Source organism: Tumebacillus lipolyticus (genome assembly GCF_042682745.1).
GTDB classification, from domain to species: domain Bacteria; phylum Bacillota; class Bacilli; order Tumebacillales; family Tumebacillaceae; genus Tumebacillus_A; species Tumebacillus_A lipolyticus.
In genome coordinates this window covers 778,357-803,397 of record NZ_JBHUIO010000002.1, presented here as the reverse complement: position 1 = coordinate 803,397, position 25,041 = coordinate 778,357, and the positions used below count along the sequence as shown (strand labels likewise).

General features: G+C 54.6%; 25 protein-coding genes and 2 riboswitches. Of the genes, 19 read left to right on the top strand and 6 right to left on the bottom strand.

Features of this window, described 5'->3' with window-relative positions; genetic code table 11:
* Positions 1–58 precede the first annotated feature (58 nt).
* The 3 genes from ACFSOY_RS02955 to ACFSOY_RS02945 all read right to left on the bottom strand — a co-directional run bounded on the left by ACFSOY_RS02955 (position 59) and on the right by ACFSOY_RS02945 (position 3,822).
* Entirely contained in the window at positions 59–850 is a 792-nt protein-coding gene (locus ACFSOY_RS02955) for a sulfite exporter TauE/SafE family protein (RefSeq protein ID WP_386044030.1), read from the bottom strand.
* 105 nt (positions 851–955) lie between these two features.
* Entirely contained in the window at positions 956–2,668 is a 1,713-nt protein-coding gene (locus tag ACFSOY_RS02950; protein WP_386044029.1) for an ABC transporter permease subunit, read from the bottom strand.
* A complete protein-coding gene (locus ACFSOY_RS02945; RefSeq protein ID WP_386044028.1) occupies positions 2,668–3,822 on the bottom strand; it encodes an ABC transporter permease subunit in 1,155 nt (384 codons plus the stop codon). Before ACFSOY_RS02945 ends, ACFSOY_RS02950 begins: the two co-directional genes overlap by 1 nt.
* Before the next feature lie 67 nt (positions 3,823–3,889).
* Here ACFSOY_RS02945 and ACFSOY_RS02940 point away from each other — a divergent pair, with 67 nt between their 5' ends.
* From ACFSOY_RS02940 to ACFSOY_RS02900, 9 genes are all read left to right on the top strand, one after another.
* Positions 3,890–4,933 carry a S66 family peptidase gene (locus ACFSOY_RS02940; RefSeq protein ID WP_386044027.1) on the top strand — a complete coding sequence of 348 codons (1,044 nt, stop codon included), beginning with the start codon at positions 3,890–3,892 and terminating at the stop codon, positions 4,931–4,933.
* A gap of 98 nt (positions 4,934–5,031) precedes the next feature.
* Entirely contained in the window at positions 5,032–5,268 is a 237-nt protein-coding gene (locus ACFSOY_RS02935) for a hypothetical protein (protein ID WP_386044026.1), read from the top strand.
* Positions 5,269–5,356: 88 nt separating this feature from the next.
* Positions 5,357–6,409, top strand: coding sequence for a GspE/PulE family protein (locus ACFSOY_RS02930; protein ID WP_386044025.1), 1,053 nt, complete (start codon positions 5,357–5,359; stop codon positions 6,407–6,409).
* On the top strand, positions 6,406–7,428 hold the full coding sequence (locus tag ACFSOY_RS02925) for a type II secretion system F family protein (RefSeq protein ID WP_386044024.1): 1,023 nt from the start codon (positions 6,406–6,408) through the stop codon (positions 7,426–7,428). Before ACFSOY_RS02930 ends, ACFSOY_RS02925 begins: the two co-directional genes overlap by 4 nt.
* A gap of 43 nt (positions 7,429–7,471) precedes the next feature.
* A complete protein-coding gene (locus ACFSOY_RS02920; protein WP_386044023.1) occupies positions 7,472–7,846 on the top strand; it encodes a competence type IV pilus major pilin ComGC in 375 nt (124 codons plus the stop codon).
* The gene (locus ACFSOY_RS02915; RefSeq protein ID WP_386044022.1) at positions 7,843–8,295 is read left to right on the top strand and encodes a pilus assembly FimT family protein; all 453 of its coding nucleotides are present in this window, start codon (positions 7,843–7,845) and stop codon (positions 8,293–8,295) included. Before ACFSOY_RS02920 ends, ACFSOY_RS02915 begins: the two co-directional genes overlap by 4 nt.
* Positions 8,295–8,648, top strand: coding sequence for a type IV pilus modification PilV family protein (locus ACFSOY_RS02910; RefSeq protein WP_386044021.1), 354 nt, complete (start codon positions 8,295–8,297; stop codon positions 8,646–8,648). The genes ACFSOY_RS02915 and ACFSOY_RS02910 overlap by 1 nt, the downstream gene beginning before the upstream one ends.
* Entirely contained in the window at positions 8,617–9,069 is a 453-nt protein-coding gene (locus tag ACFSOY_RS02905; RefSeq protein ID WP_386044020.1) for a PulJ/GspJ family protein, read from the top strand. The genes ACFSOY_RS02910 and ACFSOY_RS02905 overlap by 32 nt, the downstream gene beginning before the upstream one ends.
* The gene (locus ACFSOY_RS02900) at positions 9,066–9,395 is read left to right on the top strand and encodes a hypothetical protein (RefSeq protein WP_386044019.1); all 330 of its coding nucleotides are present in this window, start codon (positions 9,066–9,068) and stop codon (positions 9,393–9,395) included. Before ACFSOY_RS02905 ends, ACFSOY_RS02900 begins: the two co-directional genes overlap by 4 nt.
* 1,419 nt (positions 9,396–10,814) lie before the next feature.
* Here the strand turns inward: ACFSOY_RS02900 and ACFSOY_RS02895 are convergent.
* The gene (locus ACFSOY_RS02895) at positions 10,815–11,021 is read right to left on the bottom strand and encodes a hypothetical protein (RefSeq protein WP_386044018.1); all 207 of its coding nucleotides are present in this window, start codon (positions 11,019–11,021) and stop codon (positions 10,815–10,817) included.
* Between the two features lie 184 nt (positions 11,022–11,205).
* Here ACFSOY_RS02895 and ACFSOY_RS02890 point away from each other — a divergent pair, with 184 nt between their 5' ends.
* The 7 genes from ACFSOY_RS02890 to ACFSOY_RS02860 all read left to right on the top strand — a co-directional run bounded on the left by ACFSOY_RS02890 (position 11,206) and on the right by ACFSOY_RS02860 (position 18,149).
* The gene (locus tag ACFSOY_RS02890; protein ID WP_386044017.1) at positions 11,206–11,724 is read left to right on the top strand and encodes a shikimate kinase; all 519 of its coding nucleotides are present in this window, start codon (positions 11,206–11,208) and stop codon (positions 11,722–11,724) included.
* 84 nt (positions 11,725–11,808) lie between these two features.
* The gene (gene asnB / locus ACFSOY_RS02885) at positions 11,809–13,731 is read left to right on the top strand and encodes an asparagine synthase (glutamine-hydrolyzing) (RefSeq protein ID WP_386044016.1); all 1,923 of its coding nucleotides are present in this window, start codon (positions 11,809–11,811) and stop codon (positions 13,729–13,731) included.
* A gap of 119 nt (positions 13,732–13,850) precedes the next feature.
* On the top strand, positions 13,851–14,297 hold the full coding sequence (locus ACFSOY_RS02880) for an ACT domain-containing protein (RefSeq protein WP_386044015.1): 447 nt from the start codon (positions 13,851–13,853) through the stop codon (positions 14,295–14,297).
* A 90-nt stretch (positions 14,298–14,387) separates the two neighbouring features.
* Positions 14,388–15,332 carry an ATP-binding protein gene (locus ACFSOY_RS02875; protein WP_386044014.1) on the top strand — a complete coding sequence of 315 codons (945 nt, stop codon included), beginning with the start codon at positions 14,388–14,390 and terminating at the stop codon, positions 15,330–15,332.
* Positions 15,333–15,440: 108 nt separating this feature from the next.
* Positions 15,441–15,950 (top strand): hypothetical protein, encoded by a 510-nt coding sequence (locus tag ACFSOY_RS02870; protein ID WP_386044013.1) that lies wholly within the window; start codon positions 15,441–15,443, stop codon positions 15,948–15,950.
* A 159-nt stretch (positions 15,951–16,109) separates the two neighbouring features.
* Entirely contained in the window at positions 16,110–17,015 is a 906-nt protein-coding gene (locus ACFSOY_RS02865; RefSeq protein ID WP_386044012.1) for a phosphate/phosphite/phosphonate ABC transporter substrate-binding protein, read from the top strand.
* 180 nt (positions 17,016–17,195) lie between these two features.
* Positions 17,196–18,149 carry a hypothetical protein gene (locus tag ACFSOY_RS02860; protein ID WP_386044011.1) on the top strand — a complete coding sequence of 318 codons (954 nt, stop codon included), beginning with the start codon at positions 17,196–17,198 and terminating at the stop codon, positions 18,147–18,149.
* Here ACFSOY_RS02860 and ACFSOY_RS02855 read toward each other — a convergent pair.
* Together ACFSOY_RS02855 and ACFSOY_RS02850 are read right to left on the bottom strand one after the other, a co-directional pair.
* Positions 18,092–18,964, bottom strand: a complete 873-nt coding sequence (locus tag ACFSOY_RS02855) for a YqhG family protein (RefSeq protein ID WP_386044010.1) — start codon at positions 18,962–18,964, stop codon at positions 18,092–18,094. The genes ACFSOY_RS02860 and ACFSOY_RS02855 overlap by 58 nt on opposite strands.
* A 24-nt stretch (positions 18,965–18,988) precedes the next feature.
* Positions 18,989–20,671 (bottom strand): DEAD/DEAH box helicase, encoded by a 1,683-nt coding sequence (locus ACFSOY_RS02850; protein WP_386044009.1) that lies wholly within the window; start codon positions 20,669–20,671, stop codon positions 18,989–18,991.
* 125 nt (positions 20,672–20,796) lie between these two features.
* A riboswitch (glycine riboswitch) is annotated at positions 20,797–20,926 on the top strand.
* A 3-nt stretch (positions 20,927–20,929) separates the two neighbouring features.
* A riboswitch (glycine riboswitch) is annotated at positions 20,930–20,992 on the top strand.
* Positions 20,993–21,057: 65 nt separating this feature from the next.
* On the opposite strand from ACFSOY_RS02850, the gene gcvT reads away from it, so the two are divergent.
* Genes gcvT through gcvPB form a run of 3 tightly spaced genes read left to right on the top strand, consistent with a single transcriptional unit; the run spans position 21,058 to position 24,998 of the window.
* Positions 21,058–22,158 (top strand): glycine cleavage system aminomethyltransferase GcvT, encoded by a 1,101-nt coding sequence (gene gcvT / locus ACFSOY_RS02845; protein ID WP_386044008.1) that lies wholly within the window; start codon positions 21,058–21,060, stop codon positions 22,156–22,158.
* Positions 22,159–22,176: 18 nt separating this feature from the next.
* On the top strand, positions 22,177–23,529 hold the full coding sequence (gcvPA, locus tag ACFSOY_RS02840) for an aminomethyl-transferring glycine dehydrogenase subunit GcvPA (protein ID WP_386044007.1): 1,353 nt from the start codon (positions 22,177–22,179) through the stop codon (positions 23,527–23,529).
* Positions 23,529–24,998 (top strand): aminomethyl-transferring glycine dehydrogenase subunit GcvPB, encoded by a 1,470-nt coding sequence (gcvPB, locus tag ACFSOY_RS02835; RefSeq protein WP_386044006.1) that lies wholly within the window; start codon positions 23,529–23,531, stop codon positions 24,996–24,998. Before gcvPA ends, gcvPB begins: the two co-directional genes overlap by 1 nt.
* The last annotated feature ends 43 nt before the right edge of the window (positions 24,999–25,041 follow it).

Sequence of the window (25,041 nt, the reverse complement as noted above, 5' to 3'; positions counted from 1 at the left end):
AACAGATGGGGGAACAGGTCAAGAAATGATCGTTTGGCCCCATCTGTTGCTGTGCTTGCTACTTGGTGATCAGCCGAATTGCCACGATGATCAACATGATCGACAACACGCGCAAGATCGTCTGCGCGGGTAGTTTTGGCGCAATCTTAGCTCCGATTAGACCGCCGAGAAACGCTCCGGGAGCTAAGTACAACACTTTCAACCAGTCGATATTATCAAGATACCAATGAGTGCCAGATCCGATGATCGCAGACAGGAAGATGGTAAACATCGAGGTCGCTGTTGCGATATGCGGTGGAAAGGCGAACAGAATCGCCATCATCGGTACCAAGATGCTTCCGCCGCCGACGCCGAGCAAGCTGGAGATAAATCCGACCACAAACGAGATCCACACGCCTAATGGACGGTGATACGCGTACTCGAACTCGGTGCCAGATGCGTCGGTAAACTTCCGACGAACTGTCGGTTCGAGCGGCAGTTGGACAGGCTTTTTCGGCTTGAAGATCAAAAAGAGCGAGATCAGGATCAGAAAGCATCCAAACCCGACGAAAAACGTTTTGCTCGCCAGCCCGTCTGCAACAAACGCTCCGATGATCGAGCCAGGAATGCTGGCTGCGGCAAACGAAAGGCCTGCTGCAAAATCGATCCGTTTTTGCCGTGCATATGTGATCGTGCTCGAAATCGAGTTGAAAAGCAGGACGGCCATCGAGGTGCCGACGATGTGCGCGGGCGGCATCACATACAGGAAGGAAAGTGCAGGCACGACGATAAATCCGCCGCCGAGCCCGACGACCGAACCTGTCACCCCTGCAACGATGCCAGTCAACAACAAAAGAAGTGCATCAACCATGTTGGTGAGAAGTCCCCCCTATCTTCCGATAATGAACAGTATTTGTTCATTGTAACGTAAGTTAGAGTATCTTCCTACCCAAACTGCTTTTTAGCCAAGCTGGTTTTAGTCCTTAAGGTGAAGCGGGCCGTTTTCAATGCCCATCACGCGGTAGACGCCAGCTCGCTTGCCAGCCTCCGAATCGTAGATGAGCAGTTTCCAAGTCTCCGGCTGACCCGTGCCACTTTTTACGTGAACATCGATCTGAAAGCGAGTCGGCTCAATCTGCTCTGGCAAACCGAACTCAATCAGCTCATAACCGGACGTTTGGAATGCTTTGAACCAATCATCGAACGGCTTCGGCGCATTGTTCTTCTTCAAGAGCGATTCGAGATAGAGCGCCATCGCTTTGATCTCCGCCTCATCGGTGATCAGCCCTCCTGGCATTTTTCCCTTGCCTTCCCGGAGGACCTGTTCGATCTCGGCAGCGGTCAGCTTGGTCTTTTTGACATTGTCAAATTGAGTGCTGTGACAGCGAGTACAGCTCTCTTGGATCAGCGAGAACTGCCTTTCCGTCGGGATCACTCCGCCTGTTGAGGTGGGTTGGAGCGCTTCTTTCATGACGAACGCTTGAGCGTTATCCCACCGATCCTCTTTCACATAGGACATGAACTGCTTTGCGAGGTCTTTGATTCCCTTCTCAACTTCGGGCAGAAGCTTTTCTGTGCCCGCGCCCGGCTGTGCGCCGGTGGGAAGCGCCTGTTGCTTGTCTGGCAAGAACAGGATCAAGGCGATACAAGCAACGACAGCAGTTCCTGCTGAGATCCACATTTTCTTGCTCGACCGAGCGCGGGGCGAGTTGGCCCGAACTTCCATCCGCTTTTGCAACTGGTTGCTGAAGAACAGCAAGATCAAGATCGCAGCGGTGAGGAAAGCGGCAGCCTCGACCAGCAGCCAGGGAAACTCGCGGATAAATTTGGTGCCATAGGCGATCATGCCACCCCATTCTCCACTGTTGGTCACCACGAGTGAAACTTCTGCCGAGAATTTGCTTCCGTCCGACAAAACGACCTTTTCACCGCCACCGATGAAGATGTTGAGGATCGCCAGCTGCCCCATCAAGAAGAGCACCTGCATCAGCTCGGTCAAAAAGGCAAACAGAAGTTCAGGCCGCAGATGCGGCAACAGATGGCGAAACACGATCCGCGGCGTGGACGCGCCCATCGTGCGCGATGCTTCCACAAAGAGCTTGTCATTAAAAAATCGAGAGCGCTCCGCAAACTGATGGGCGAGCGGAAACACGCCGATCAACACGAGCAGGGTAAACAGGATCGAGGTAAAGAGGGCGACTCGCGGGTCATCGCCCGCTAGACCGCGATTGATTCCAAACGTTTGGATCAATTCGTACATCGTTGGATAGACGAATAGGATAGCAGGAACTGCCGAAGTGACCAGCTGCAAGGTCGAGATGAAACTGCGGCCTTTCCCAGTCGCGCCTGCGAACAGCCCGAGTGGAACTGCGAGCAGAAAGCGGGTGAGGGTGATGCCGAGCGAAAACAGGAGCGTATACTTAGCGCCGTTTAACAACAAGCTCAGCATGTCATAGCCGCGATGATCGGTCCCGAGCCAGTTCTCACCGCTTGGTGCAAACGGTGGCGGCACGCTTTTCATCACGCCGTTCACCTCTTGGGTGCGAAACGTGATCTTGTTATCAGGCGTCAGCTCTTGCGGCATCAGGTAGGAGCCGAACAAGCAGACGATGGCCAGCAGGAGCAACAAAGCGCAGGAAAGCTGAAAGAGGAATCGGTCTCGCTTGGCAGTTCGACGCAACGTGTTCATCAAGCGCCCTCCTTCGTGTTGACTGTGATCAGTTTGCGCAGCATGGCGATGCCTGCGTTTGCTGCGAGGGCGAAACCGGCCAAAATCGCACAGGTGACAGGCAACGAAGTGACCTGACTGATCTTGCTGTTGCTCGTATAGCCGCCGAGCCCAAATGTTCCGGTCATCACTTCCGCGACGACGAGCGCGGTGATTCCTGCTGTGATCGTGCGCGGCAAGATCGTCAGCAGATCTTCAGACGTGTTGCGCAGGATGTGACGGATGAAGACTCGCGTGCGGGATAGCCCTTTGGAATAGGCGGTTTTGATATAGCCTTCCTCCCATTCGCGCTTCACCGCGAGCCTCACCGTGCCGTAAATCATCAGTGCGGGCATCAGCGAGATCGCGATGATCGGGATCAAGAGCGGAACATCGCTTCCGAACTGCATGATGGTGATCACTTTGTGCCCGCTTTGCTTCGCCAGTTGAATGGCGAGCAACTGAATCATCACGATGACGAAAAAGTCAGGCAGGCCGAGCATAAAGCTATGTAACCAGTCGATTCCTCGTCCCACCTTGGGCAACCACACGGCGCACAGCGCGAGCAGATACCCTGCCAAAATGCCGAGCAGCGTGCCTGGAATCAGATAGGAGAGCGAACGGGTGATCATCTTCCCAAGCGAATCGACGATCGGGACCTCGCGGACGCCAGCCCGCCCACTATCGTAAAAGATGCCACCGAGATCTCCTTGGGCGTATCCTTTCAGCTGTTCGAGGATCGCATGACCATATGCCGAAAAATTGAATGATGGCGTTTTGGGTACGGTCAGCGCTCCGTCGATCAGGCAGGCTGGGTAATATTTTGCGCAGTCTCGATTAAATATTTCTTGATACTCTTCGCCCTGACCGGATGGGATCTGAACAGCATTTAGCTTCTCATCGAGAACCTTGATCTCCGGATAGCGCTCTACCACTTCTTGAATGGTGCGCATCGGCATCAGTTTCAAGTAAAATTGGTCGGGCTCTACCACTTCAAGCCCCTTGCCTAGATTGGCGATGAGCAGGATGCCAAGTATGGTGCCGGCTGCAAGCAACAGCCCTTTTAGTAGTTTGAACAGAATGACTCCCTCCTCTTTCTTGCCAATAGTGAAAATGATCTGTATTTTATTAGTCATCAGATGAAACAGAAATGTTACAACAATATTTCAACTATTTTATCACAAGCGAAAGGGAGTTTGTGCGATGAGGAAAATTGAATATCCGGAACCGTTGCAGAAAGGAGGACGCATCGTCGTGAATGCGCCGTCCTCTGGGGTGACGATCGACTGGAAAGCATATATGGATCAGGCGAAGCGCAATGTGGAGGCGGCCGGATATGAAGTGAGCATCAGCGACAGTGTGTGGAGCAACGTGCAGCTGACTTCTGCGCCGAAAGAAATGCGGGCAAAAGAGATGCAACAGCTGTTGCAGGATCGGTCTGTGCAGGCGATCGTTCCGGTCTGGGGAGGGGAGTTTCTCTTTGAAATTCTGCCGCTGCTCGACTGGGAGCGATTGCGGAAAGAAGAGGCGAAGTGGGTGCTCGGCTACTCCGATCTGACCACCTTCTGTTTTGTCTATACGCTGCTGACCGGGCGGGCGTCTGCTCACGGCAATAATTTTTTCGATCTGGGGACAACGCCTTGGGATCTGTTGACCCGAAGGTGGGTCGATGTGTTGGGCACGGCGGCTGGTGAAAGCGTTGTGCAGCATTCTTCTGAGCGCTACCAGACTCACTTTTCACGCAAGAATCCTGACGACCCGTTCCGACTGAACGAACAGACCGAATGGAAATGGCTGGGGCAGGAACAGAACCGGGCGGCGCTAGTCCGTTTTTCAGGTCGCCTGCTAGGCGGATGTCTGGAGATCTTGCGCTCGCTGGTTGGGACCTCCTATGCTCCCGTGCAGAAGTTTGTCGATGAACACTGCGCGGGAGAAGGCGTGATCTGGTATTTGGAGAGCTCGGAGATCAATGCGGCAGAGATCTACCGCAGCCTGTGGCAGATGCGGGAGGCTGGATGGTTTCAGGGAGCGAAGGGCTTTCTGATCGGTCGGGCGAGGGGTAATCTTGACGTGGCAGATTTCCGCTATCAGGATGCGTTGCACCGAGCGCTTGACGAACTGCAGCTGCCGGTGATCTACGATGTTGATGTCGGCCATCTGCCGCCGCAGATGATCTTGGTAAATGGCGCGCTGGCACATGTGCAGGTCGGACAAGGCAGAGGAACGGTGGAGATGGTGTATCGCTGAGTGGGGATCGAAGGACAGGCAAAGGGAGCGTAGCGCTTCCTTTGCTTTTTTATGTGAACTGAACGATGTGACACGTCGGGGAAGCGGGAGTTGAGCTATTGCGAACAGATCGGGCAGCGCAGGGAAGGGTGATCGAGGAGAAGAAAATCTGGCAGGCTTTTGAGCGGCGAGCTGGAAGGTGTCTTGGAGGAAATGTTTTGAAAACACTCGATCAAAATTCTGTACTGCCAATCGAAATCCTGCTGATTGATAAAAATAACGATATCGAATCGATGATGGGAGAAATCGAGAGATGTCAAAGCTTGTTTGATTTTATTTCAGTTAAATTGTATTAGAAAAAACTCTTTATTCACGCCGGCGGTTAGTGGTACAACAGGTGACAGGATGCGCATCCGTCAACATGCTGGAAAGGAGTTCTGCAACATGAGTCACGATGAAGGTGTCACGGCAGACGTGCTCGACCTGATGCTTGCACAAGCATATCGAGAAGGAGCGAGCGATGTTCATATCGAGCCGTGGCATGATGAAGGCTGTCGAGTGCGGGTGCGGATGAACGGGAGGCTGGAGATGTGGGACGCTCCGGATGTGACGTTGAAACAAACGGTTTCCAAGCTGAAGCTACGAGCGCGGATGGACATCGCAGAGCGGAGACTTCCTCAGGACGGCAGCTTCCAAGTGCAACTGCCGGAGGGGGAGGTGTTCGATGTTCGCGTCTCTTCGCTTCCAACCGTCCACGGGGAGAAGGTTGCGCTGCGGTTGCTGCAAAACAGGGCGCGCCATGCGCTGGACGAGCTCGGCTTCGACCCGGGGCAGAGAAGGCTGTTCAACTCGTGGATCGAAGCGCGACATGGGATGGTGTTGGTCACCGGGCCGACCGGATCGGGCAAGACGACCACCCTGTATGCGGCGATGCTCCAGCGGAGAGAGGCGGGCTTGAACCTCTCGACATTAGAAAATCCTGTCGAGGTGAAATTGCCGGGCATCAATCAGGTGGAGATTCAGCCGAAGACAGGTCTCTCGTTCGATCTTGCGCTTCGCTCCGTGCTGCGCCAAGACCCGGATGTGCTGATGATCGGCGAGATTCGCGATGAAGAGTCGGCAGGGGTGGCGGCGCGCGCCGCTTTGACCGGTCATCTGGTGCTGACATCCCTGCACAGCGAAAGCGCCGTCGGAGCGCTGTTGCGCCTGATCGATCTCGGCGTGCCGCCGCAAGTGTTGGCGACGGGGCTGAGAGGCGTTGTCGGGCAGCGCCTCGTAGAGACGAGCGAAGGGAAGCGAGCTGTGTTCGAATGCGTTCCGATGACAGATGGGATTCGACAGGCGCTTTATCAAAAGGCAGATGTGCGGGAGTTGAGCAGGCAGGCAAGAAAAGAGTCGATCCGATTGCTTCCCGATGTGTTGAGCGATTGGTTGGAGCGCGGAGCGGTCGATGAGCAGACGGTCGATCGGATCATCTGCGAGCGGGGAATGATATGAGCAGACGGCTGCAGGTTGCCGATTGGGGCGCTTTCGCCAGAAGGCTGGCGTTGCTTTTGGAAGGCGGAATTCCTCTGCTCGAAGCGCTCTCCGCGCTGGTTGAGCGAGGCGGTTCGAAGGAGCGAGTCTGGATTCCCGACCTGCAAGCGAGTTTGCAGGCCGGACATTCGCTGTCCAGCTTGCTGAAGAGCAAGCGAGCGCCGCTGATGATGCAAGCGCTGGTCGAAATTGGCGAACATGCTGGCGATCTTGCCGGAAGCCTGTTTCGGTCGTCCGACTATTGCACGATGCAAGTCAGCTGGCGACGAGAGCGCAGGCAGGCGATGCTGTACCCGCTGTTGGTCGGGGTTGTGCTGACCTTTTTGTCCCTGTTTCTGTTCACGGTGGTCGTTCCGCGATTTGCCGATCTGTATGCAGGATTGGGGCTTCAAGTAGAGGGGATGGCACAGGTGTTGTTCAGCCTGAGCGCATCGTTTCCCCAACTGGTGCTGGCGAGCGCGCTGATCGTTGCCAGCCTGTTCATGTGGAAGAAGAGATGGAAGGACGTGGGCACTTTTTCCGGTGTGCGGCTGCTGCGGAGAGTGCCTTTTCTGCGCCGTCTGCTGCTCGTGGAGCGTACGCACGAGTGGGTCGCGACGCTCGGGCTGCTGCTCGACGGCGGGGTGTCGCTTTTGCAGGCGTTGCAGATACAGGAACGGTTGCCTCTGCACGTGGAGAATCGCGGTGCTTGCTTGCGGATTCGCGAGCGGGTATCAAGCGGGAGCTCACTTGGAGAGGCAGTTCTGTGCGAACGGTTCGACTCGGCGCTCGCGCATGCGGTCGGGGTGGCTGAGGTCACAGGAGATCTTGGTCGCGCGCTGCTTTCGCTGGAGCGAGACTTATCCGATCAGCGCAAAGCGATGATGGCGCTGGTGAGCAAATGTTTGGAGCCGATCTTGCTCCTGATCGCGGGAGGCATGGTCGGGCTGGTGACCCTGTTGATGCTCTGGCCGATGCTCGACCTGATCAGAGCGATCTAAGACAATTTCATACAAAATTGAATCGTGAGAGGATGGGCTGTCGATGAACAAGCTGTGGAAGCTGTGGCGCGGACAACAAGGGTTCACCCTGATCGAGCTCGCGGTGGTCGTGTTTGTCATCTCCGTCTTGATCGCCATCGCCTTGCCCAACCTGCGCGGCACGGGCGAGAAAGCGCAGAAGGTCACCTGTGAGGGCAATCAGCGCTTGGTGCGCGCCCAACTGGAAAACTATATGCTGATCGAAAATGGGTATCCGACAGGTTCATCAGCTGAGGAGCGATTCATGGCGATGGTCGATCGAGGTTATTTGCAGTCGAAGCCATCCTGTCCAAGCGGGGGAGCCTATCAGATCGAGTTGGCAGCAGACGGCAAAACGGTTGAGCTGACCTGCTCGGAGCACGGAGCGCTCGGACGATGACTGCCAGATGGGGACAGCGAGGACACACCTTGTTGGAACTGATGATCGTCATCTCGATTCTCAGCGTGATGTTGGCCGCTGTGCTTCCTGTGCTCGGCAGGGTGTACCAGCACTATGAGTTGGAGGGGAGCAGCAGGGAGATCGTGTCTGACATCCGCAGTGCGCAAGTTTCGGCGTGGGTCGAACATGGCGAGCAAGAGTTGAGATTCAATCGCTTTTCACCCCGTTACAGCAGATGGGAGTCTGGTGTGTTTCGCTGGCAAAAACGGATGTCGGAGCGGATCGCCTATCGTCTCGGGTACATCGAATCCACGGTGGAAACGTTGCGCTACGGTCGGCAGCGAGCGGTCGGAAGCGGGAACATTCGCTTGATCAACCAGCTCGGGCAGCAGGCGGAAGTGAAAATATTTCCGATCTCCGGTCATGCGGTCTTTGGAGGGATGAGGTGATGAGCAGGTCGGAGCGAGGATTTGTGCTGTTGGAAGCTCTTTGCGCCGTGACGATCGTATCGCTCACCATCATGCTCGCAACTGCGCTTTGGCATGCGAGCATCCGCCAAGAGCGGCAGTCCGAACTTCATTTTCTCGTGTCCCGCATCGCCGTTTCGCAGATGGAGCGGATCGGGGAAGCTCAAAGCATCGCAACTGTCGAGCGGACGAACGAGTTGGAGATACAGGGGGTAAGCGTCGAAGAGCGCTTGCTCGTCGAGCGGGAGGGACAGATCTACCGCGTTGTGCTCACCTACTCTTGGTTGGAAGGAGGTCGCACGCATGCGCAAACGTGGGCGACGCTACATCTTTGATCAACGAGGCACTACATTGTTAGAACTTGTGATCGCTCTGTCTGTAGCAGGCATGCTCCTCCCCTTGATCGCCGCTTGGCTGATCGCGCTCACCGCACAGTGGCAGCAGATGGCAGAGCGAATGGAGACGCGTCAACAGACGACGATCGCCTTGCATCGAATCGGTGCAGACGTTCGGAGCGGTGGGGATTTTTTGCAGCTGTCGAACGGTCTGGCTCTTCATGACGGCGAAGGGCGTACGATCCGCTATCAACTGTCGTCAGCCGGCAATCTGCTTCGCGAAGAAGTGGGGGGAGGGTCGACCGTCCTCGCAACTGCGATCACCATCTGCCGATTTGATCTGGAACAGGGTGGGAGAATTCTGTCGATCACGCTGGATGATGTTCGGCAGACCTGGTGGGGGAGGCGAAGCGCGCTGTGAAGCTTATGCTTTCCCTCTCCGTGCTCCTCTTGACCTTGCTTCTCCTCGGTGTACAACTCACGCTCACCTCTCAGGACTTCCAGCTTACCACCAAGCTGTATCGTTCCGACCAAGCTTTTTACCTAGCGGAAGCTGCGGTCATCGAAGCGCAGTTTCAACTGTCAGCAGACCCGAACTGGCGGGGTGATCGGTTCGATGTTGAACTCGGGTCTGGCACCTACAGCATGCGCGTATTTGAGCAAAACGGTGTGGTGAACATCGAAGCGGTCGGGAAGATCGGAAAGATCATCGAGCGCAAAACGATCGTTTGGCGTTCGTCCGAATGATCTTTTGCTGCTCAGAAAGGCTCGTCATGACGCTCAGTTGCGCCGAATGACGGGCCGTTTTGCGTCCGCACCGATCGAACGAAGCGTGGGTGAACATACCTGTTAAGCTCCGAGTCTCATCCATCGCGAGTGCCCTTTTTACTGGGAATCGAGGTTGGTTCGCACATTAGCCTTTCCAACTAGAAATGCAATCGCATAACTTGTTGAAGAAACGAAAAAGGAGGGAACTGACGTGTACGGACAATTTGGTGGTTTCACCCGGTGGGCCGTTGTCTTTCTGATCATCTTTGTGCTGTTTCTCCTGATCATGCCAGGTGCTGATGGCGGCGTATACTAAAGTCTGAGTTGAACAGGGACGCGCGTGGAGGTTCTGATGTTTGTCAGAATCGAACGAGCGGAAAGACGATCGAATAGGCAGGGAACTGCAAGGCAGAGCAATTGGCTCTGCCTTTTTGATCGTTCCAAAGAAACAACGGAGAGCACGTTGAATTGAAATCTTATCGAGCAGCGAATAAAAAAGAACGGCAACCGCGATCGGTTACCGTTTCATGGAGGTATTGATGAAAATCCTCATCGCCTTCTCATGAATCTAGGCGAGCGTATCGGAGGCACGACCTAATACCCGCCATCGACTCCCACGCCTGGCACAAGCAACAGGAAAAGAACGAAAATGATTAGAAACACCACAGCCCAACGGGTAAAGCCTCCATAAAGTCCGTCCATTTGATCCACTCCCAACCTTAGTATGTTGTATCATATGCTTGGCAGACTAGCTTGGTTCAAAGCTTGGTTTACGCTGAGAGCAAAATGAGCTATCTGTACTTGATGTGAAAATCTAGTACCTGCAATTCTGATCGTGCCCGTTCGAAGCGAGATCAGCCCATACTCTTCCGAATAAAGAGATGAACATAAGCAAGACCCCATTCGTCTGAACGGGATCTATGTCTGCAAACATGAAGGCAGATAAAAGTGCAGTGATTGTAGTCAGAAGGAAGTCAGAAGGACCGTTTGGCAAAAAAAACGGCGTGAAGCGCATCCCGTGAAGAAGGTAATGCACTGCACACCGATATAAACCACGATTCGTTTTCATCACAGGACGGCGAGTCTGCTAGCGACGAGCGTTCGAGCTGCCAGTCGCTCTTCGCAAGACCGCTCAATAGAAGCCGGCATGCACAAAGAGATCTCTCCGTGCAAACGGGGTAGCGACCGATTTGAAAGGCATCGTGCAGGACTGGGCCCTGCGAGCTAACTCGTTCGAAAGGATAAAGAGGTGTCAATAAGGACGTACTGAAGAACAGACATCAAAAGAGCTTGCGTTGCTGCTAGCGGTACATGTAGACAATCGTGTTCTAGAAATGAATGAGTTCAACATCATCATACTTGTACTTGAGCAACAGGGTGGCAGAACTGCCACACGCATCATTTGCCTTTCACAAGCTCCGCTTGCTTCTGCTGTTCAGCCATCAGAGCAGCTTCACGCTCTTTTTTCTTCTTCATATATTTCTCCACATATGGCCACCACAAACCTGGTACGCTGAAGTACAGCGCCAAGACAACCGCTACGATATGCCAGACCCAATCCCAGACTGTGGCGGTGGTCATCCAATACAGAAAATCTGCCCACATGATGCATCGTCTCCTTGTGAGTTATTTCACTTTCATTGTATCATATGTCAACCGAAATCAATTCGTTTTTCTCCCCGTATTCTTACAAAACGCGTAACATTTTACTCGAATTGTTGTGACGGTTGTATGATCGTCTGCGTCATATTATGATGAGTCCAAAAAAAGAAGGCAGGAGGCGAATCATATGCAAGAGCGACTCTTTTTGATCGGCTTTATGGGGACGGGCAAGACGACGGTCGGTCTCGCCTTGGCGAATGAGCTCAAGTATGCGTTCTACGATAGCGATCAAGAGATTGTGAAGCGGGAAGGAATGGAGATCTCCCAACTGTTTGCGTCGAAGGGGGAAGCCTATTTCCGGCAGGTGGAAGCGGCGGTGTTGTCAGAGCTTTCCCGTCTCCCCAAGTCGGTGATCACAACGGGTGGCGGAGTGGTGCTAAAGCAGGCGAATCGGCAGTTGATGCAGCAGTCCGGCTATGTGGTCGCGCTGAGTGCATCGCCCGAGGAGATCGTCCGCCGCGTCGAACAGGATCGCAGCCGACCGCTCTTGCAAAGCGAAAGCGATCTGAAGGAGCGAGTGACCGAGTTGATGCGCAAGCGAGCAGGTTTGTACGATTTTGCGAATCTGACGGTTGCTACAACTGATCGCTCCGTAGAGTCGATCATCGCTGAAATCAAGCAGAATCTGTCTATTTCTTCACATTGACGAGCAGAATGAAAGAGTCTACACTTGAATAGTTCTGCTGTGAATTGACATCGTCTTCGAAACGGAAAGCGAGGTTTTACATACATGTGTGGCATCGTCGGAATGTACAATAAAACAGGATATGGGGCAGACCGCTCCGTGCTGGAGCGAATGGCCGATCAGATCGTCCACCGCGGGCCGGACGATTCGGGCATGCAATATCTCGGGCCGGTCGGACTTGGATTCCGCCGCTTGTCGATCATCGACGTGGAAGGCGGCCATCAGCCGATGTCCAATGAGGACGGCACGGTGTGGATCTCCTTCAACGGTGAGATCTACAACTATCAGGAGTTGCGAAAATGGCTGTTGGATCGCGGGCATCAGTTTCAGACAGAAGCTGACACCGAGGTGATCGTCCATCTTTATGAAGAAAAAGGTGTGGACTGCGTCAAAGAACTGCGCGGAATGTTCTCCTTCGCGATCTGCGATACGAAAAACGACACGGTGTTGATCGCCCGCGACCATTTCGGGATCAAGCCCTGCTATTACACGGAGACGGATGAGAGCATCGTCTGGGGGTCGGAGATCAAGTCGCTTTTGGAAGTGCCAGGCGTGAAGCGCGAGGTCAATCCGGAGTCGTTTTGGAACTATCTGACCTTTCAGTATGCGCCAGATCCGCTGACCATGTTTAGCGGCATCTATAAGCTCCCAGCTGCACACTACATGCTGATCAAAGGCGGCAAATGGAAGATCGAACGCTACTGGGATCTTGCGTTTGAGCCGGAAGACAAGCCATTGTCTTACTATATTGAAGGCACCCAGGATATTTTGCGCAACTCTGTAAAAATGCACATGAACTCCGAGGTGCCGCGCGGTGCGTTTCTCTCCTCCGGGGTCGACTCTTCGACGATCGTCGCTCTGCTGAAAGAGCTGGAGCAGGTCAAGACGTTCACCGTCGGTTTTGAAGGGGCGGGAGGACAGTCGGAGATCGGATACGCCCGCGAGACTGCTCGCATCCTCGGCACCGAGCATCGGGACACGATCATCACCGCGCAAGAGTATTTAGATGTGTTGCCGCGCTTGATGTTCCAGCAAGACGAACCGATCGCTGACCCTTCCGCGATCGCACTCTACTTTGTCGCCGAGCTGGCCAGCCATTACATCACAGTCGTCCTCTCCGGCGAAGGGGCGGACGAAGTGTTTGGCGGGTATACGATCTATCGCGAACCGCTGTCCCTGAAGATGTTCGACTACTTGCCGATGTCGATGCGCCGCAGCCTTGGGGCGCTCGCTGAGAAGTTCCCAGAAGGCATGCGCGGACGCTCCTTCTTCATGCGCGGCGGCAAAACGTTGCAAGAGCGCTTCGTCGGCAACGCCTTCATCTTCGGTGAACAGATGAAAGAGGAATTTGTTCGCCTGAATCCGGAGCAGCTGGGCTTGCGTCGCTATCTTGACATCACCAAGCCGCACTATGATCGCGCCGCAGCTTATGATGATGTGACCAAGATGCAGTATGTCGATTTCCACACGTGGTTGCCTGGCGATATCTTGATGAAGGCGGACAAGATGACGATGGCCAACTCGCTGGAGTTGCGCGTGCCTTTCCTCGACAAAGAGGTGTTCGAATTTGCGGCGAAGATTCCGGCGCACTACCGCACGATGAACGGCACGACCAAATATGTGCTGCGTGAAGCGGTGCGCAACATCTTGCCGCGGGAAGTGGCGGAGCGTCCGAAGCTCGGCTTCCCGGTGCCGACTCGCCACTGGTTGAAAAAAGAGCACTACCAATGGGCGCGCGAGCTGATCGATGCCAGCCCGATCGATCATCTGATCAACAAGCAGTATGTGATGCAACTGCTCGAAGATCACAAAAACGGAGTTCGTGACAACGCGCGCAAAGTCTGGACGATCCTCGTCTTCATGATGTGGCACCAGATCTACGTCGAGCGCTCGGTGACGATCGCACCTCAAGTGCCGCCGTCCGTGCAGACGCGGCGCGACTATCATGCACAACAGATGACACACTGATCATCACTTGAAGCCCTCTGCGTTGTCAGAGGGCCTTTTTTGTCGAGGACGGCTATTAAATAGTCCTCGCATTCTATACAATAGAGATTAGTAATGATCAGGGCGGGGAGGGATCGAAGTTGAGTTTGAAACGGCGCCGCTTTTTTCTGGTCGGCGAAGATATCATGCCAGAAGCGATGATCAAGACGGTACAGGTGAAGGATATGCTGGCGCGCGGTGATGCTCAAACGGTACACGATGCTGTGCTTCAAGTGGGCTTGTCGCGATCCGCTTACTATAAATATCGAGATCTTGTCTTTCTCTATGAAGAAGAGGGGCAAGGTGGGCTGATCACCCTGTCGCTGATCCTTGAGCATCGGCAGGGGGTGCTCTCCGCAGTGCTCAACAACATCGCGCAGCACGGGGGGAACATCATCACGATCAACCAGGGGATTCCGATGAGCCAAGCGGCTCACCTGACGATGACGGTGGGCGTCGAGAACCTCTCCGCTTCGGTAGATGATCTGCTGGAGCGCTTGGTGGCGTTGCAGGGAGTTCGCAAAGCGGAAGTGGTCGGTTACTCCTGAGCTTAGCAGATTTCGCTTCTTGAGGTTGAGCGGTCGCTCATGGTACGCTAGTACAGATATGCGGAGTGAAGGAAAGAAAGGAGGGTATGCATGGAGCACATCGGCTCGGCACTGGGCTCTGTAGCGCGTTTGAAGGGGCAGTATGACTATTCACCAGACTATTTTCGCGAGCGTCTGCCGCAGTTGCGATCGCTCGGCGTGAACGACGAGACGATCAAGCGGGGTGCGATCCTGTTGCTCGATCTGATCAAACAGGAGCGCATCTGCGGCAGCTGTCAAGGGTATGACAAGTGCGGAAAGTTTGGGGATGCGCAAGGGCTGTATGACTACCTTGACCTATACAACGACCAGCTGACCGTTCGCATCGGCCCCTGCAACCCCTATTTGAAACATGTGGAGATGAAGCAGGTCACCAGCCTGAGTCAATTTTCGGAAAAGACGCTGGCCGACAAAGAGTACCGTTTTGACAACTTCCCTCCCGAACAGGCGCGCAAGCATCCGGAGCTGTATGCGGCGGCGATGGAGTTTGCGGGCGGATTTGACCACCGTCGCCATCTGATCGATCAGGCGGCTCCGGTCAAGGGACTCTACATTTTCGGGTCGCCTGGGGTTGGCAAGACGCACCTGATGCTCGCGATCTGCAACAAGCTGGACGAGCGGCAGATTCCGAACATCTTCGTTCGCGCAGATACGATTTTTGACAAGTTGCGGACGATGGCGGCGACAGGCCAGGATATGGAGACGGTGATCGAAAAGTATTGCACAGTTCCGGTGCTCGCCATCGACGAGTTTGCGCAAGAGCGCGCGAATGAGTTTACGCTCGACAAGATGTTCCGGATCATCAACTACCGCTTTTCCAACAAGCTCCCCACTTTGTTTACCTCCAATTATGAGCCACCAGCCGTCTACAAGACATTTTACGATTCTACGAAGACGGTCGATGCGATGATCTCTCGCATCGCGCAGATGACGCGCATCGGCCGCTTGACCGGCAAAGATGCAAGGCTTAGCCAAGTCGAATTTTTAGATACATGAGTCTGTTTTCCAAAGAAGAGGGGAGAATGCGCCCCTCTTCTTTTTATTTGAAGAACCTTATAGGAGGTTGGAGGAATGCGAATACTAGCTTTGAGGTGATCGGCACCGATGTTGAAGCGGATGCGAAAAACAGCGCTGACTTTGTTTTTGCTGACCGCGTTGCTCCCATCTTCCGCAGCGGCCACAAACAGCTTGGATACGACCGATGCGGCACAGAAAGTGACAGCCGAACTGACCGAATATCGCGGGCAGCTCCGCATGATCAAGCAAAAGGAGCAAACGATCCGGATTCTGAAGCATCAGATCAACGATCAGAGCTATGAACTGCGTCAACTGCTCCGCAAGGCGAATGATCGAAAGCTGACCGCCGGATTGGAGCAGCAGTTCGCAACATTTGATCGCAAGCGAAGCGAAGCGAATTTGTTGCAAGAGCAAGGGGATCGGCTGAAAAAGAGCATTCATGCGGCGCGCATCAACCGTGACCTCAAGCGATTGCGCTTGCTGACGGCAGAGCTCGACCAGCTGAAAATGAAGCAGTTGGAGCGGTTGCGCGAAGCCAATCAAGAGGTGGAAGAACTGCTTGCGCAGGTGCAGGAGCGAGCGAACAGGAGAAAATAGCAGAGATTGCTAGTCTAATGAATCTTTTGTTGACGTTTTGTAGCGAATGCTAACATATTCTACAAAAAACCGATATTTCTTTCTCGGGCAAATGTGCTATACTGATCATGGCAATTGCCCAATTAATGTATCCATTTAACACATTTGGGGGAAAAACGAATGTTCAAAAAGACTTTTGCAGTTGGTATGACTCTCGCTTTGGCAGCGACTCTCGTAGGTTGTGGCAGCGATGACAAAAAGGGCGGCGACGCGAATACGCCCGAAAAAGATCCGGAGAAGCTGACCGTAGGTTTCATCCCGTCGCAAAACGCGGAAAACCTGTCCGCAAAAGCAAAACCGCTTGGCGACCTGCTCTCCAAAGAGCTGGGGATTCCGGTAGAAGTTCAAGTCACCACCAACTTCAACGGCCTTGTTGAAGGTATGGCTGCGAAGAAAGTTGACGTTGGTTTCCTCAACCCGATCAACTATGTATTCGCACATGACAAGAAAAAAGCGGTTAAAGTTCTGCTTCAAACTGAACGTAACGGCGCTGACTACTACCGCGCGATGTTCGTGAAGCGTGCAGACAACAAAGATATCAACAAGCTTGAAGATATCAAAGGCAAAAAAGTTGCATTTGTCGATGCATCTTCCGCAGCAGGCTATATCTACCCGGCTGTTATGATGAAAGATTTGAAACTCAACCCGGAAACGGATGTTAAACCGACGCTGGCAGGCGGCCATGACAAAGCGATGATGGCATTGCTCCGCGGCGATGTGGACGTAGCGACCGTCTTCGAAGATGCTCGTGACACGATCCTCAAAGAAGTTCCGGATGTAAAAGAAAAGCTCGTTCCGTTCGCATACTCTGATAAGATCCCGAACGACACCGTTTCTATCCGCAACGGCTTCTCCGATGAGTTCAACAAAAAAGTTGCTGATGCATTCATGAAGATCATGAAAACGGATGAAGGCAAAAAGATCGGGAAAGAGATCTACTCCTTCGACAACCTCGTTCCGTCTGATGACAAAAACTTCGATCCGGTTCGTAAAGCGGTCGAAACTATGGGTCTCGAACCGAAGTAGGACCGATTCGCACAGAAAACGACTCTCCAATTGGAGGGTCGTTTTTTTGCTTGCTGGGTCGTTTTTTGCTGGAAAATATGTGGAGCTGTCCGACAGGTTCTAACAGACATCGCAATCCTGACACGATACGCTAGTGACAAACCGACAGGATGAAAATGATACCGTTAGGAGCGATGTCGAATGCGACGGATGATGCGTTTTGCCAGCTTGGCGATCCTGCTCTGCAGCAGCTCTGTCACCGCACACGCGGTCGCCTTGCAAGCTAACTTTGATGGGTCTTCGATCGAACGGATGCAACTGCTACCACAGGTTGGCAGTATCTCGGACGATGTGCGTTCCGCTCCAGATATCACACCGCTGTTGCAGCGGCTGGCGAAGCTCGGCGATTTTCACGAATGGGCAGGCGCCTCTGCCACGCGAGTTCGTCAGCTGGAGAACCGGAGCGGCACGGCGGTCGCCATCCTCTGGAGCGTTCAGCTTGATGATCGAGCGAGCGGATATGTGGTCACTTCGCCAGACGGGGTGACTTTGTACGAGTGGAGTCGAGGAGCGGTGCCTGAACTGCCGGAAAAACTGCGCGGAAAGCTCGCGGGTGAACAGTACCTGTATGCGGGCCCGACGCTGCATCTCGTCTCGTTTCGCGCTGCCGATTCCACAGCACAGCTCTACAACCTTTTCACCGGCGAGACGCATGCGGGAGGGAAGCTCGAAGAGCTGGTGCCGAAACTGACCGGGACGACCGGGACGAACGGGACGAACGGGACGAACGGGACGAACGGGAACGTGGGGGACGGGGCGGTAGAGCGCAAGGTGGCCAGCCCTTCTGATCCTGAGTTGGATGCGCTGTACGCAGTGGGGCGTTACGGTCAACACAAGCTCGATCTGGTGCGCGGGGCAGACGTTTTCACCTTGCGAGAGTTCTCCAGAGCTGATTCGTTTGCCAATCCTGCTTTTCTGGTCTTCGATCCGATCCCTAACAAGCTGTATGTCAGTCTGCAAGTGATGGCTGTGATCAGCCAAGGCGACGATCGCTACCTAGCAGTTCGAGATCCGTTTGCCAAAGCGGGCGCAACGGTCTATATCGACAGCCGCTTTCCGCTGCTCGTCATCCGCAGCGCTTCCTCCGCCACGTAGAGCACTGCAAAATGAAACGGTTCGATCTGAATGCGCGGGGCGCACCTCCACTTCAATTCGGAGATGCGCAGATCTCGCTCAGCCGCGTACAGAGTTGCCTTTTGGGATCGCTCCTCATCGGTGGCGCGTTCGTCCGCATGGATGAGCCCGAGGGAGTGATAGTAGGTTTCCAGCTGTTCGAGCTCCTCGGCGAGATGGGCGTCCGCATCCTCCGCCCAGGAGTGATCGAGTGCGGCAATCTCCGAGGTGATGTTCGCTTTTAACAGCTGGTAGCCCTCTGCGAGCGAAAGCGCCGAACGTTCCACCTGCGCGGCTGAGCAGGGTTGTTCCCCGAAGGTCAAACTCTCGATGCGCGGGTAAAAATCGGCTTCGACCGACCCATGGCCGAGATGAACGCCATAGGAGACCATCTCATCTCGCCGCCGATCGGCGAGAAAGGAGATCTTAAACGTCGTCAGCAGATAGGGGGAGAGCCGCTTCGCGCTCACCTGTTGATAGGCGCGCGTCACCCGACCTCGCTTTTGCGCCGTTTCGATCATCTTGTTCAGCCGAAAGCTTCCGAGCGTCACATATTCGATCTTCTCGATTCCCTCGACCGCGACAGACCGATCGAAGGAGAGGGAGAGCACCGTGTTGGGCACCTGCTGTCCGGTCGCTTCGACATACATCCAGTAATAGGGCCGGTCGGTCAGCTGCTTGTCGATCTCCCGCGGCAGCTCAACCTGGAGAAAATCGGTTTGATCGATCAGGGTGGGCGCGTCTACCGCCGCAAAGAATCGCCTGCAAAAATCTTGAATCTCCCGCTTGTTTTCCATTCGCAGGCTACCTCCTGTCCGCTTCTAGGCGTTGAGCGAAGCATCTTTTAGCTTTTCGCCCAACTCATCATACTTCGCTTTCATCTCATCTTGAGAAGCGCCTTTCACAAAAAGGTCCATCATGTCATGGTCGAACTGTCGACCGACTTTCAGATTGCCTAAGATCAGATCCAATTCACCGATCACCAGCTCGAACATGTTGATCTTTTCGTGCAGCAGGTTGACGATGTGCTCTTCGATCGTCCCTTTTGTCGACAGGTTGTACACTTTGACATCTTTCGTCTGCCCCAAGCGATGAACGCGACCGATCCGCTGCTCGACCCGCATCGGATTCCACGGCAGGTCAAAGTTGATCACATGATGACAAAATTGCAGGTTGATCCCTTCGCCGCCCGCCTCGGTGGCGACCAGCACCTGAAAACGATTTTTAAACAGCTCGGTCATCCAATCTTTTTTGCTCTTCTTGAAGCCGCCGCGAAACATGACCGCCTTGACACCATGCTGCTGAAGCATGTACAAAATAAAATCTTGGGTGGCGCGATACTCGGTGAAGATGATCACCTTTTCCTCGATCTGCTGAATCAGCTCCAGGCATTTGTTCACTTTGGTGTAGGCGGGAATCTGCTCGGCCAGCGCGTACAGCTGCTCGGCTCGCTCCCTGATCCCTGCAGGCGTTTTCGGATGTTCTTTCATCGACTTTAACGACACCAGCGCCGCATAGGGGGAGGAGCAGATCTGCCTCTGCAGCGTGATCAGCTGCAACACGTTGCCTTTGCCGGTCTGCTCGATCGCCTCATACTGTTCTTTGATAAACTCGCTCACGCTGTCGTACAAGGTTCGCTCATCGGCAGAGAGCTCCAACAGGATCGGCTCGACAATCCGATTGGTGAACTGCACGCTGCCCTCAGATCGCTTGTTGCGGATCATCACTTCGGAGAGCGCTCGCTTCAGCTCGGTGCGATTTTTGGGCAGGCGGCGATTCTCCATAAACATGCTCGAATAGTCGGTCGTCGAGCCGAGCTGACCCGGTTTGAGCAGGGTGATCAGATTGTACAGCTCTTTCATCTCATTTTGAACGGGCGTTGCGGTAAGCAAGAGCAGATATTTTTTCCGCAGGCTGTTGATCAGCTCCCAGTTTTTCGACTTTCGATTTTTTAGCTTGTGCGCTTCATCGACGATCACCAGATCCCATTCTTGTGCGAGCACGATCTCGCGGTGCGGGTCGCGCTTCGCCGTGTCGATCGAGCTGACCACAATCTCGTAATCGGTCCAGCTGTACGCGTTTTTTTGCGCCCACGCCTGAATTTTAAATTTGACCGAGAGCTCGCGCACCCACTGGAGCACCAAGGAAGAGGGCACCAGGATCAGCACCTTCTTGACCAGCCCGCGGATCAGATATTCCTTTAAGATCAGCCCGGCTTCGATCGTCTTGCCAAGTCCGACCTCGTCGGCGAGAATCGCGCGGCCGTGCAGTTCGTTCAACACCTTTTTTGCCGTCTCAATCTGGTGGGGAAACGGGGTGATCTCCGGCAGTTGTTCGATCGAGAGCAACTGATCGAATGTGGGCACCACCCGCGTTCGCTCCGCTTCCAGCGCCAAGCGAAACAGTTCCCACGAGTCCCATTCTCCTCGCTGCTCTCGTGCAAAGAGCGTCTCTACCAGACTTTCCTGCCACTCAAGCTCCGGCATGAAGCGAGCTTTTTTCAACCCATGCCACCCCCGTCATCGCGTGTACGGATAGTATGACCCGAAACGGGGAAAATTTTTCGAGGGACGGTTCCAAACTGGCGAGATTGTGATATGATGGATGCGTAACCAAACTCATAAAGCGAATGATCGCTGGCGGGAGAGTGCACAATGTTCGTTTTTTAAGACGAACAGGATGTGACGCCGAAGGAGCAAGCAACACCTGAACCCACAGGTGGCTGCGAATCTCTCAGGCAAATGTACCGTCGCGGGACGCAACTCTGGAGAGAGCCGTGTCGACGGCCACCCAAGGTGTAAAACTCTCAGGTTAAGTGGACAGAGGAGACCGGGCCAACGGGCATTCGTGTCTCCTTTTTTGTTTGATCATCCGTTCCCAAGGAGGTATTTTGGTGGAGCATTTGAAAAAAACTCCGTTGTTCGAGGTCTATCCGAACTATAACGGTAAGATCATCGATTTTGGTGGCTGGGCGCTCCCTGTCCAGTTTTCCGGCATCTTAGAAGAGCATGAAGCGGTGCGCACTCGCGCTGGCCTGTTCGACGTCTCCCACATGGGCGAACTGGCGGTGACCGGGGCTGATGCGCTGGCGAACATTCAAAAGTGGATCACCAACGACGCTTCGAAGCTGGCGGACGGCCAGGCGGTCTACTCCCCGATCTGCTACGAGCACGGCGGCTGCGTCGACGACCTGATCGTCTACAAAAAAGGGGACGACAACTATCTGATCGTCGTCAACGCTGCAAACACTGAGAAAGACTACGAATGGCTCAAGCAAAACTCCTTTGGCGACGTTCGCATCGAGAACATCTCCGCAGCTGTCGCACAGCTCGCACTCCAAGGCCCGCTGGCTGAACAGGTGCTGCAGAAGATGACATCGACCGATCTGTCGCAGATCAAATTCTTCTGGTTCTTGGACAGCGTGGAGATCGCTTCGGTGAAGTGTCTCGTGTCGCGCACCGGGTACACGGGCGAAGACGGTTTTGAGCTGTATTGCGATGCCAGCGATGTGGCGAAGCTGTGGGATTCGATCCTTGCGACAGGCAAAGAGGACGGCGTGTTGCCGATCGGCCTCGGCGCGCGCGACACCCTGCGATTTGAAGCGCGCCTGCCGCTGTACGGTCAAGAGCTCTCGGAGACGATCACCCCGCTCGAAGCAGGGCTTGGCTTCTTCGTCAAGCTCGACAAGGGCGATTTTATCGGTCGTGAAGCGCTGGCGAAACAGAAAGAAGCGGGCCTTTCCCGCAAGCTGGTCGGCTTTGAGATGCTGGAGCGCGGAATCCCCCGCACACACTATGAAGTGCAGGTGAACGGCGAGACGATCGGCGAGGTCACCACGGGCACGATGGGACCGACCGTGAAGAAAAACATCGGCCTTGCGCTGATCGATGCGAAGTTCGCGACGATCGGTCAAGAGATCGATGTGATCATCCGCAACAAGCCAGTCAAAGGGGTACTCATCAAAACGCCGTTCTACAAGCGTCAGAAGTAATAAGGGGGGCCAACCTGAGTGAACAAGTTCAGTTACATTCCAAGCACGGAAGCTGATCGCAAAAAAATGCTCGACTTTTTGGGCGTCGAGAAGGTGGAAGACCTCTTCTCCGACATCCCGGAAAAAGCACGCCTAAACCGCGAGCTCAACATTCCTAAAGAACTGTCTGAGGTCGAACTATATCGCTATTTCAATGAACTAGCTGCTAAGAATAAAAATTTGGACGAGCATATCAACTTCCTCGGCGCAGGTGCCTACCAGCATCACATTCCGGCGGTCGTCGAAGCGATCATCGGTCGCTCCGAGTTCTTCACCGCCTATACGCCGTACCAACCGGAGATCTCCCAAGGCACGCTGCAGGCGATCTTCGAATATCAGACGATCGTTTGCGAGCTGACCGGCATGGACGTGTCGAACGCGTCGATGTACGATGCTCCGACCGCATTTGGTGAAGCGGCGTTCATCTCCTGTGCGGCAACGCGCAGAAGCAAAGTGCTCGTCGCGCGCTCTGTCAATCCAGAATATCGCGAAGTGTTGAAAACATATTCCTACGGCCAAGACATCGAAGTGGTCGAAGTCGGCAGCGCGAACGGCCTGATCGACCTGAACGATCTCGAAGCGAAGCTCGACGATAGCGTCGCAGGCGTTTTCGTTCAATATCCGAACTTCTTCGGCGGCATCGAAGATCTGAAGAAGATCGGCGAGCTGGCACACAGCAAAAAAGCGCTCTTCGTCGTCTCGGTCAACCCGATCGCGATGGGCGTGCTGGAAGCGCCGGGCACGTTCGATGCGGATATCGTCGTCGGCGAAGGCCAATCGATGGGCAATCGCATCTCCTATGGCGGTCCGTACCTCGGCATGCTGGCAGTCAAAAAAGATCAAGTGCGCCGCATCCCGGGGCGCGTTGTCGGGCAGACGACAGACATCGACGGACGCCGGGCGTTCGTGCTGACCCTCCAGGCGCGCGAACAGCACATCCGTCGCGAAAAAGCGTCTTCCAACATCTGCTCCAACCAAGCGTTGAACGCGCTGGCCGCAACGGTCTACGCTTCCTATATGGGCAAGCAGGGCTTCCAAGAAGTGGCGAAGCTCAACCTGCAAAAAGCGCACTACGCGTTCAAACGCCTGACCTCAATTCCGAAGGTGAAAGCGCTGTTTGACAACACGCCGTTTTTCAACGAGTTTGCCATCCAGATCGAAGGCGATGTGGCGGAAGTCAACAAAAAGTTGCTCGAAGCCAAGATCATCGGCGGTTACGATCTCGGAACGACCTATCCGGAATACGAAGGTGCCATGCTGATCGCAGTCACCGAGCTGCGCACGAAAGAAGACATTGACCTGTTGGCTGAAAGACTGGAGGCGATCCTGTAATGCGTCAAGAGAAAGATAAAGCACTCATTTTTGAATTGAGCGAGCCAGGCCGCATCTCCTACAGCCTTCCAGAGCTCGATGTGCCGGAAGAGCCGATCGAAAACCTGATTCCGGCAGGCTATATCCGTCAAACTCCTGCTCAGCTGCCCGAGGTGGCTGAACTGGACCTCGTGCGCCACTTCACCGAGCTCTCGAAGCGCAACCACGGTGTGGACGACGGATTCTATCCGCTCGGCTCCTGCACGATGAAATACAACCCGAAGCGCAACGAAAAAGCGGCTGCGATCCCCGGCTTCGCCTCGATCCATCCGCTGCAACCGCAAGAGCAGGTGCAAGGTGCGCTTGAACTGATGTTCAAACTGCAGACGGAGCTGGCAGAGATCACCGGCATGGATGAAGTATCCCTGCAGCCGGCAGCTGGTGCGCACGGCGAGTGGACCGGTCTGATGATGATCCGCGCCTACCATGAAGCGCGCGGCGAAAAGCGCACGACCGTCATCGTTCCCGACTCTGCGCACGGCACCAACCCGGCTTCGGCGACAGTCGCCGGCTATCGGACGGTCACCGTCAAGTCGAACGAACAGGGCGGGGTTGACCTTGAAGCGCTGCGCCAAGTGGTGAGCGAAGACACGGCAGCGCTGATGCTGACCAACCCGTCCACGCTCGGACTGTTTGAAGATCAGATCATCGAGATCGCGGAGATCGTTCACGAAGCGGGCGGCTTGCTCTACTACGATGGAGCGAACGCGAACGCGATCCTCGGCTATGCTCGCCCGGGCGACATGGGCTTTGACGTCGTGCACTTGAACCTGCACAAGACGTTCACGACTCCGCACGGCGGCGGTGGCCCAGGCTCCGGCCCGGTCGGCGTGAAGAAGGAACTGATCCCCTTCCTGCCGAAACCGCGCGTCGAACAGGCGGAAGATGGCAGCTTCGTGCTGAACTGGAACCGCCCGCAGTCGATCGGCAAGGTAAAAGGCTTCTGGGGCAACTTTGGCATCAACGTGCGCGCATATTCGTACATTCGCACGATGGGCCCGGTCGGCCTGAAGCGCGTCACCGAAGATGCGGTGCTCAACGCCAACTACATGATGCGCCGTCTGCAACCTCATTTCGAGCTGCCGTATGACCGCATCTGCAAGCATGAGTTTGTTCTGTCCGGTCGCAAGCTGAAAAAAGAGCATGGCGTCAAAACGCTCGATCTGGCGAAGCGACTGCTCGACTTTGGCGTGCATCCGCCGACGATCTACTTCCCGCTGAACGTAGAGGAAGCGATCATGATCGAGCCGACCGAAACGGAAAACCTGCAGACGCTCGACTCTTTCTGCGACACGATGATTCAGATCGCCAAAGAGGCGGAAGAGAATGCGGACCTGATCAAAAACGCACCGTACCACACGAAGGTCAATCGTCTGGACGAGACGACCGCTGCGCGCAATCCGGTGCTGCGTTTTTCCTTCGAAGGGTAATCATAAAAAGGGAGTGCCGCGATGGCGCTCCCTTTGCTTTGCT

Excerpts from the sequence above, each read along its gene's own strand:
- ACFSOY_RS02855 (WP_386044010.1), bottom strand. The coding sequence starts at position 18,964 with ATGGAAAACAAGCGGGAGATTCAAGATTTTTGCAGGCGATTCTTTGCG.
- ACFSOY_RS02925 (WP_386044024.1), top strand. The coding sequence starts at position 6,406 with ATGAGCAGACGGCTGCAGGTTGCCGATTGGGGCGCTTTCGCCAGAAGG.
- ACFSOY_RS02950 (WP_386044029.1), bottom strand. The coding sequence starts at position 2,668 with ATGAACACGTTGCGTCGAACTGCCAAGCGAGACCGATTCCTCTTTCAG.
- ACFSOY_RS02915 (WP_386044022.1), top strand. The coding sequence starts at position 7,843 with ATGACTGCCAGATGGGGACAGCGAGGACACACCTTGTTGGAACTGATG.
- ACFSOY_RS02945 (WP_386044028.1), bottom strand. The coding sequence starts at position 3,822 with ATGACTAATAAAATACAGATCATTTTCACTATTGGCAAGAAAGAGGAG.
- ACFSOY_RS02920 (WP_386044023.1), top strand. The coding sequence starts at position 7,472 with ATGAACAAGCTGTGGAAGCTGTGGCGCGGACAACAAGGGTTCACCCTG.
- ACFSOY_RS02940 (WP_386044027.1), top strand. The coding sequence starts at position 3,890 with ATGAGGAAAATTGAATATCCGGAACCGTTGCAGAAAGGAGGACGCATC.
- ACFSOY_RS02895 (WP_386044018.1), bottom strand. The coding sequence starts at position 11,021 with ATGTGGGCAGATTTTCTGTATTGGATGACCACCGCCACAGTCTGGGAT.
- ACFSOY_RS02955 (WP_386044030.1), bottom strand. The coding sequence starts at position 850 with ATGGTTGATGCACTTCTTTTGTTGTTGACTGGCATCGTTGCAGGGGTG.
- ACFSOY_RS02870 (WP_386044013.1), top strand. The coding sequence starts at position 15,441 with ATGTTGAAGCGGATGCGAAAAACAGCGCTGACTTTGTTTTTGCTGACC.
- ACFSOY_RS02860 (WP_386044011.1), top strand. The coding sequence starts at position 17,196 with ATGCGACGGATGATGCGTTTTGCCAGCTTGGCGATCCTGCTCTGCAGC.
- ACFSOY_RS02930 (WP_386044025.1), top strand. The coding sequence starts at position 5,357 with ATGAGTCACGATGAAGGTGTCACGGCAGACGTGCTCGACCTGATGCTT.
- ACFSOY_RS02890 (WP_386044017.1), top strand. The coding sequence starts at position 11,206 with ATGCAAGAGCGACTCTTTTTGATCGGCTTTATGGGGACGGGCAAGACG.
- ACFSOY_RS02910 (WP_386044021.1), top strand. The coding sequence starts at position 8,295 with ATGAGCAGGTCGGAGCGAGGATTTGTGCTGTTGGAAGCTCTTTGCGCC.
- ACFSOY_RS02875 (WP_386044014.1), top strand. The coding sequence starts at position 14,388 with ATGGAGCACATCGGCTCGGCACTGGGCTCTGTAGCGCGTTTGAAGGGG.
- gcvPB (WP_386044006.1), top strand. The coding sequence starts at position 23,529 with ATGCGTCAAGAGAAAGATAAAGCACTCATTTTTGAATTGAGCGAGCCA.
- ACFSOY_RS02905 (WP_386044020.1), top strand. The coding sequence starts at position 8,617 with ATGCGCAAACGTGGGCGACGCTACATCTTTGATCAACGAGGCACTACA.
- ACFSOY_RS02865 (WP_386044012.1), top strand. The coding sequence starts at position 16,110 with ATGTTCAAAAAGACTTTTGCAGTTGGTATGACTCTCGCTTTGGCAGCG.
- asnB (WP_386044016.1), top strand. The coding sequence starts at position 11,809 with ATGTGTGGCATCGTCGGAATGTACAATAAAACAGGATATGGGGCAGAC.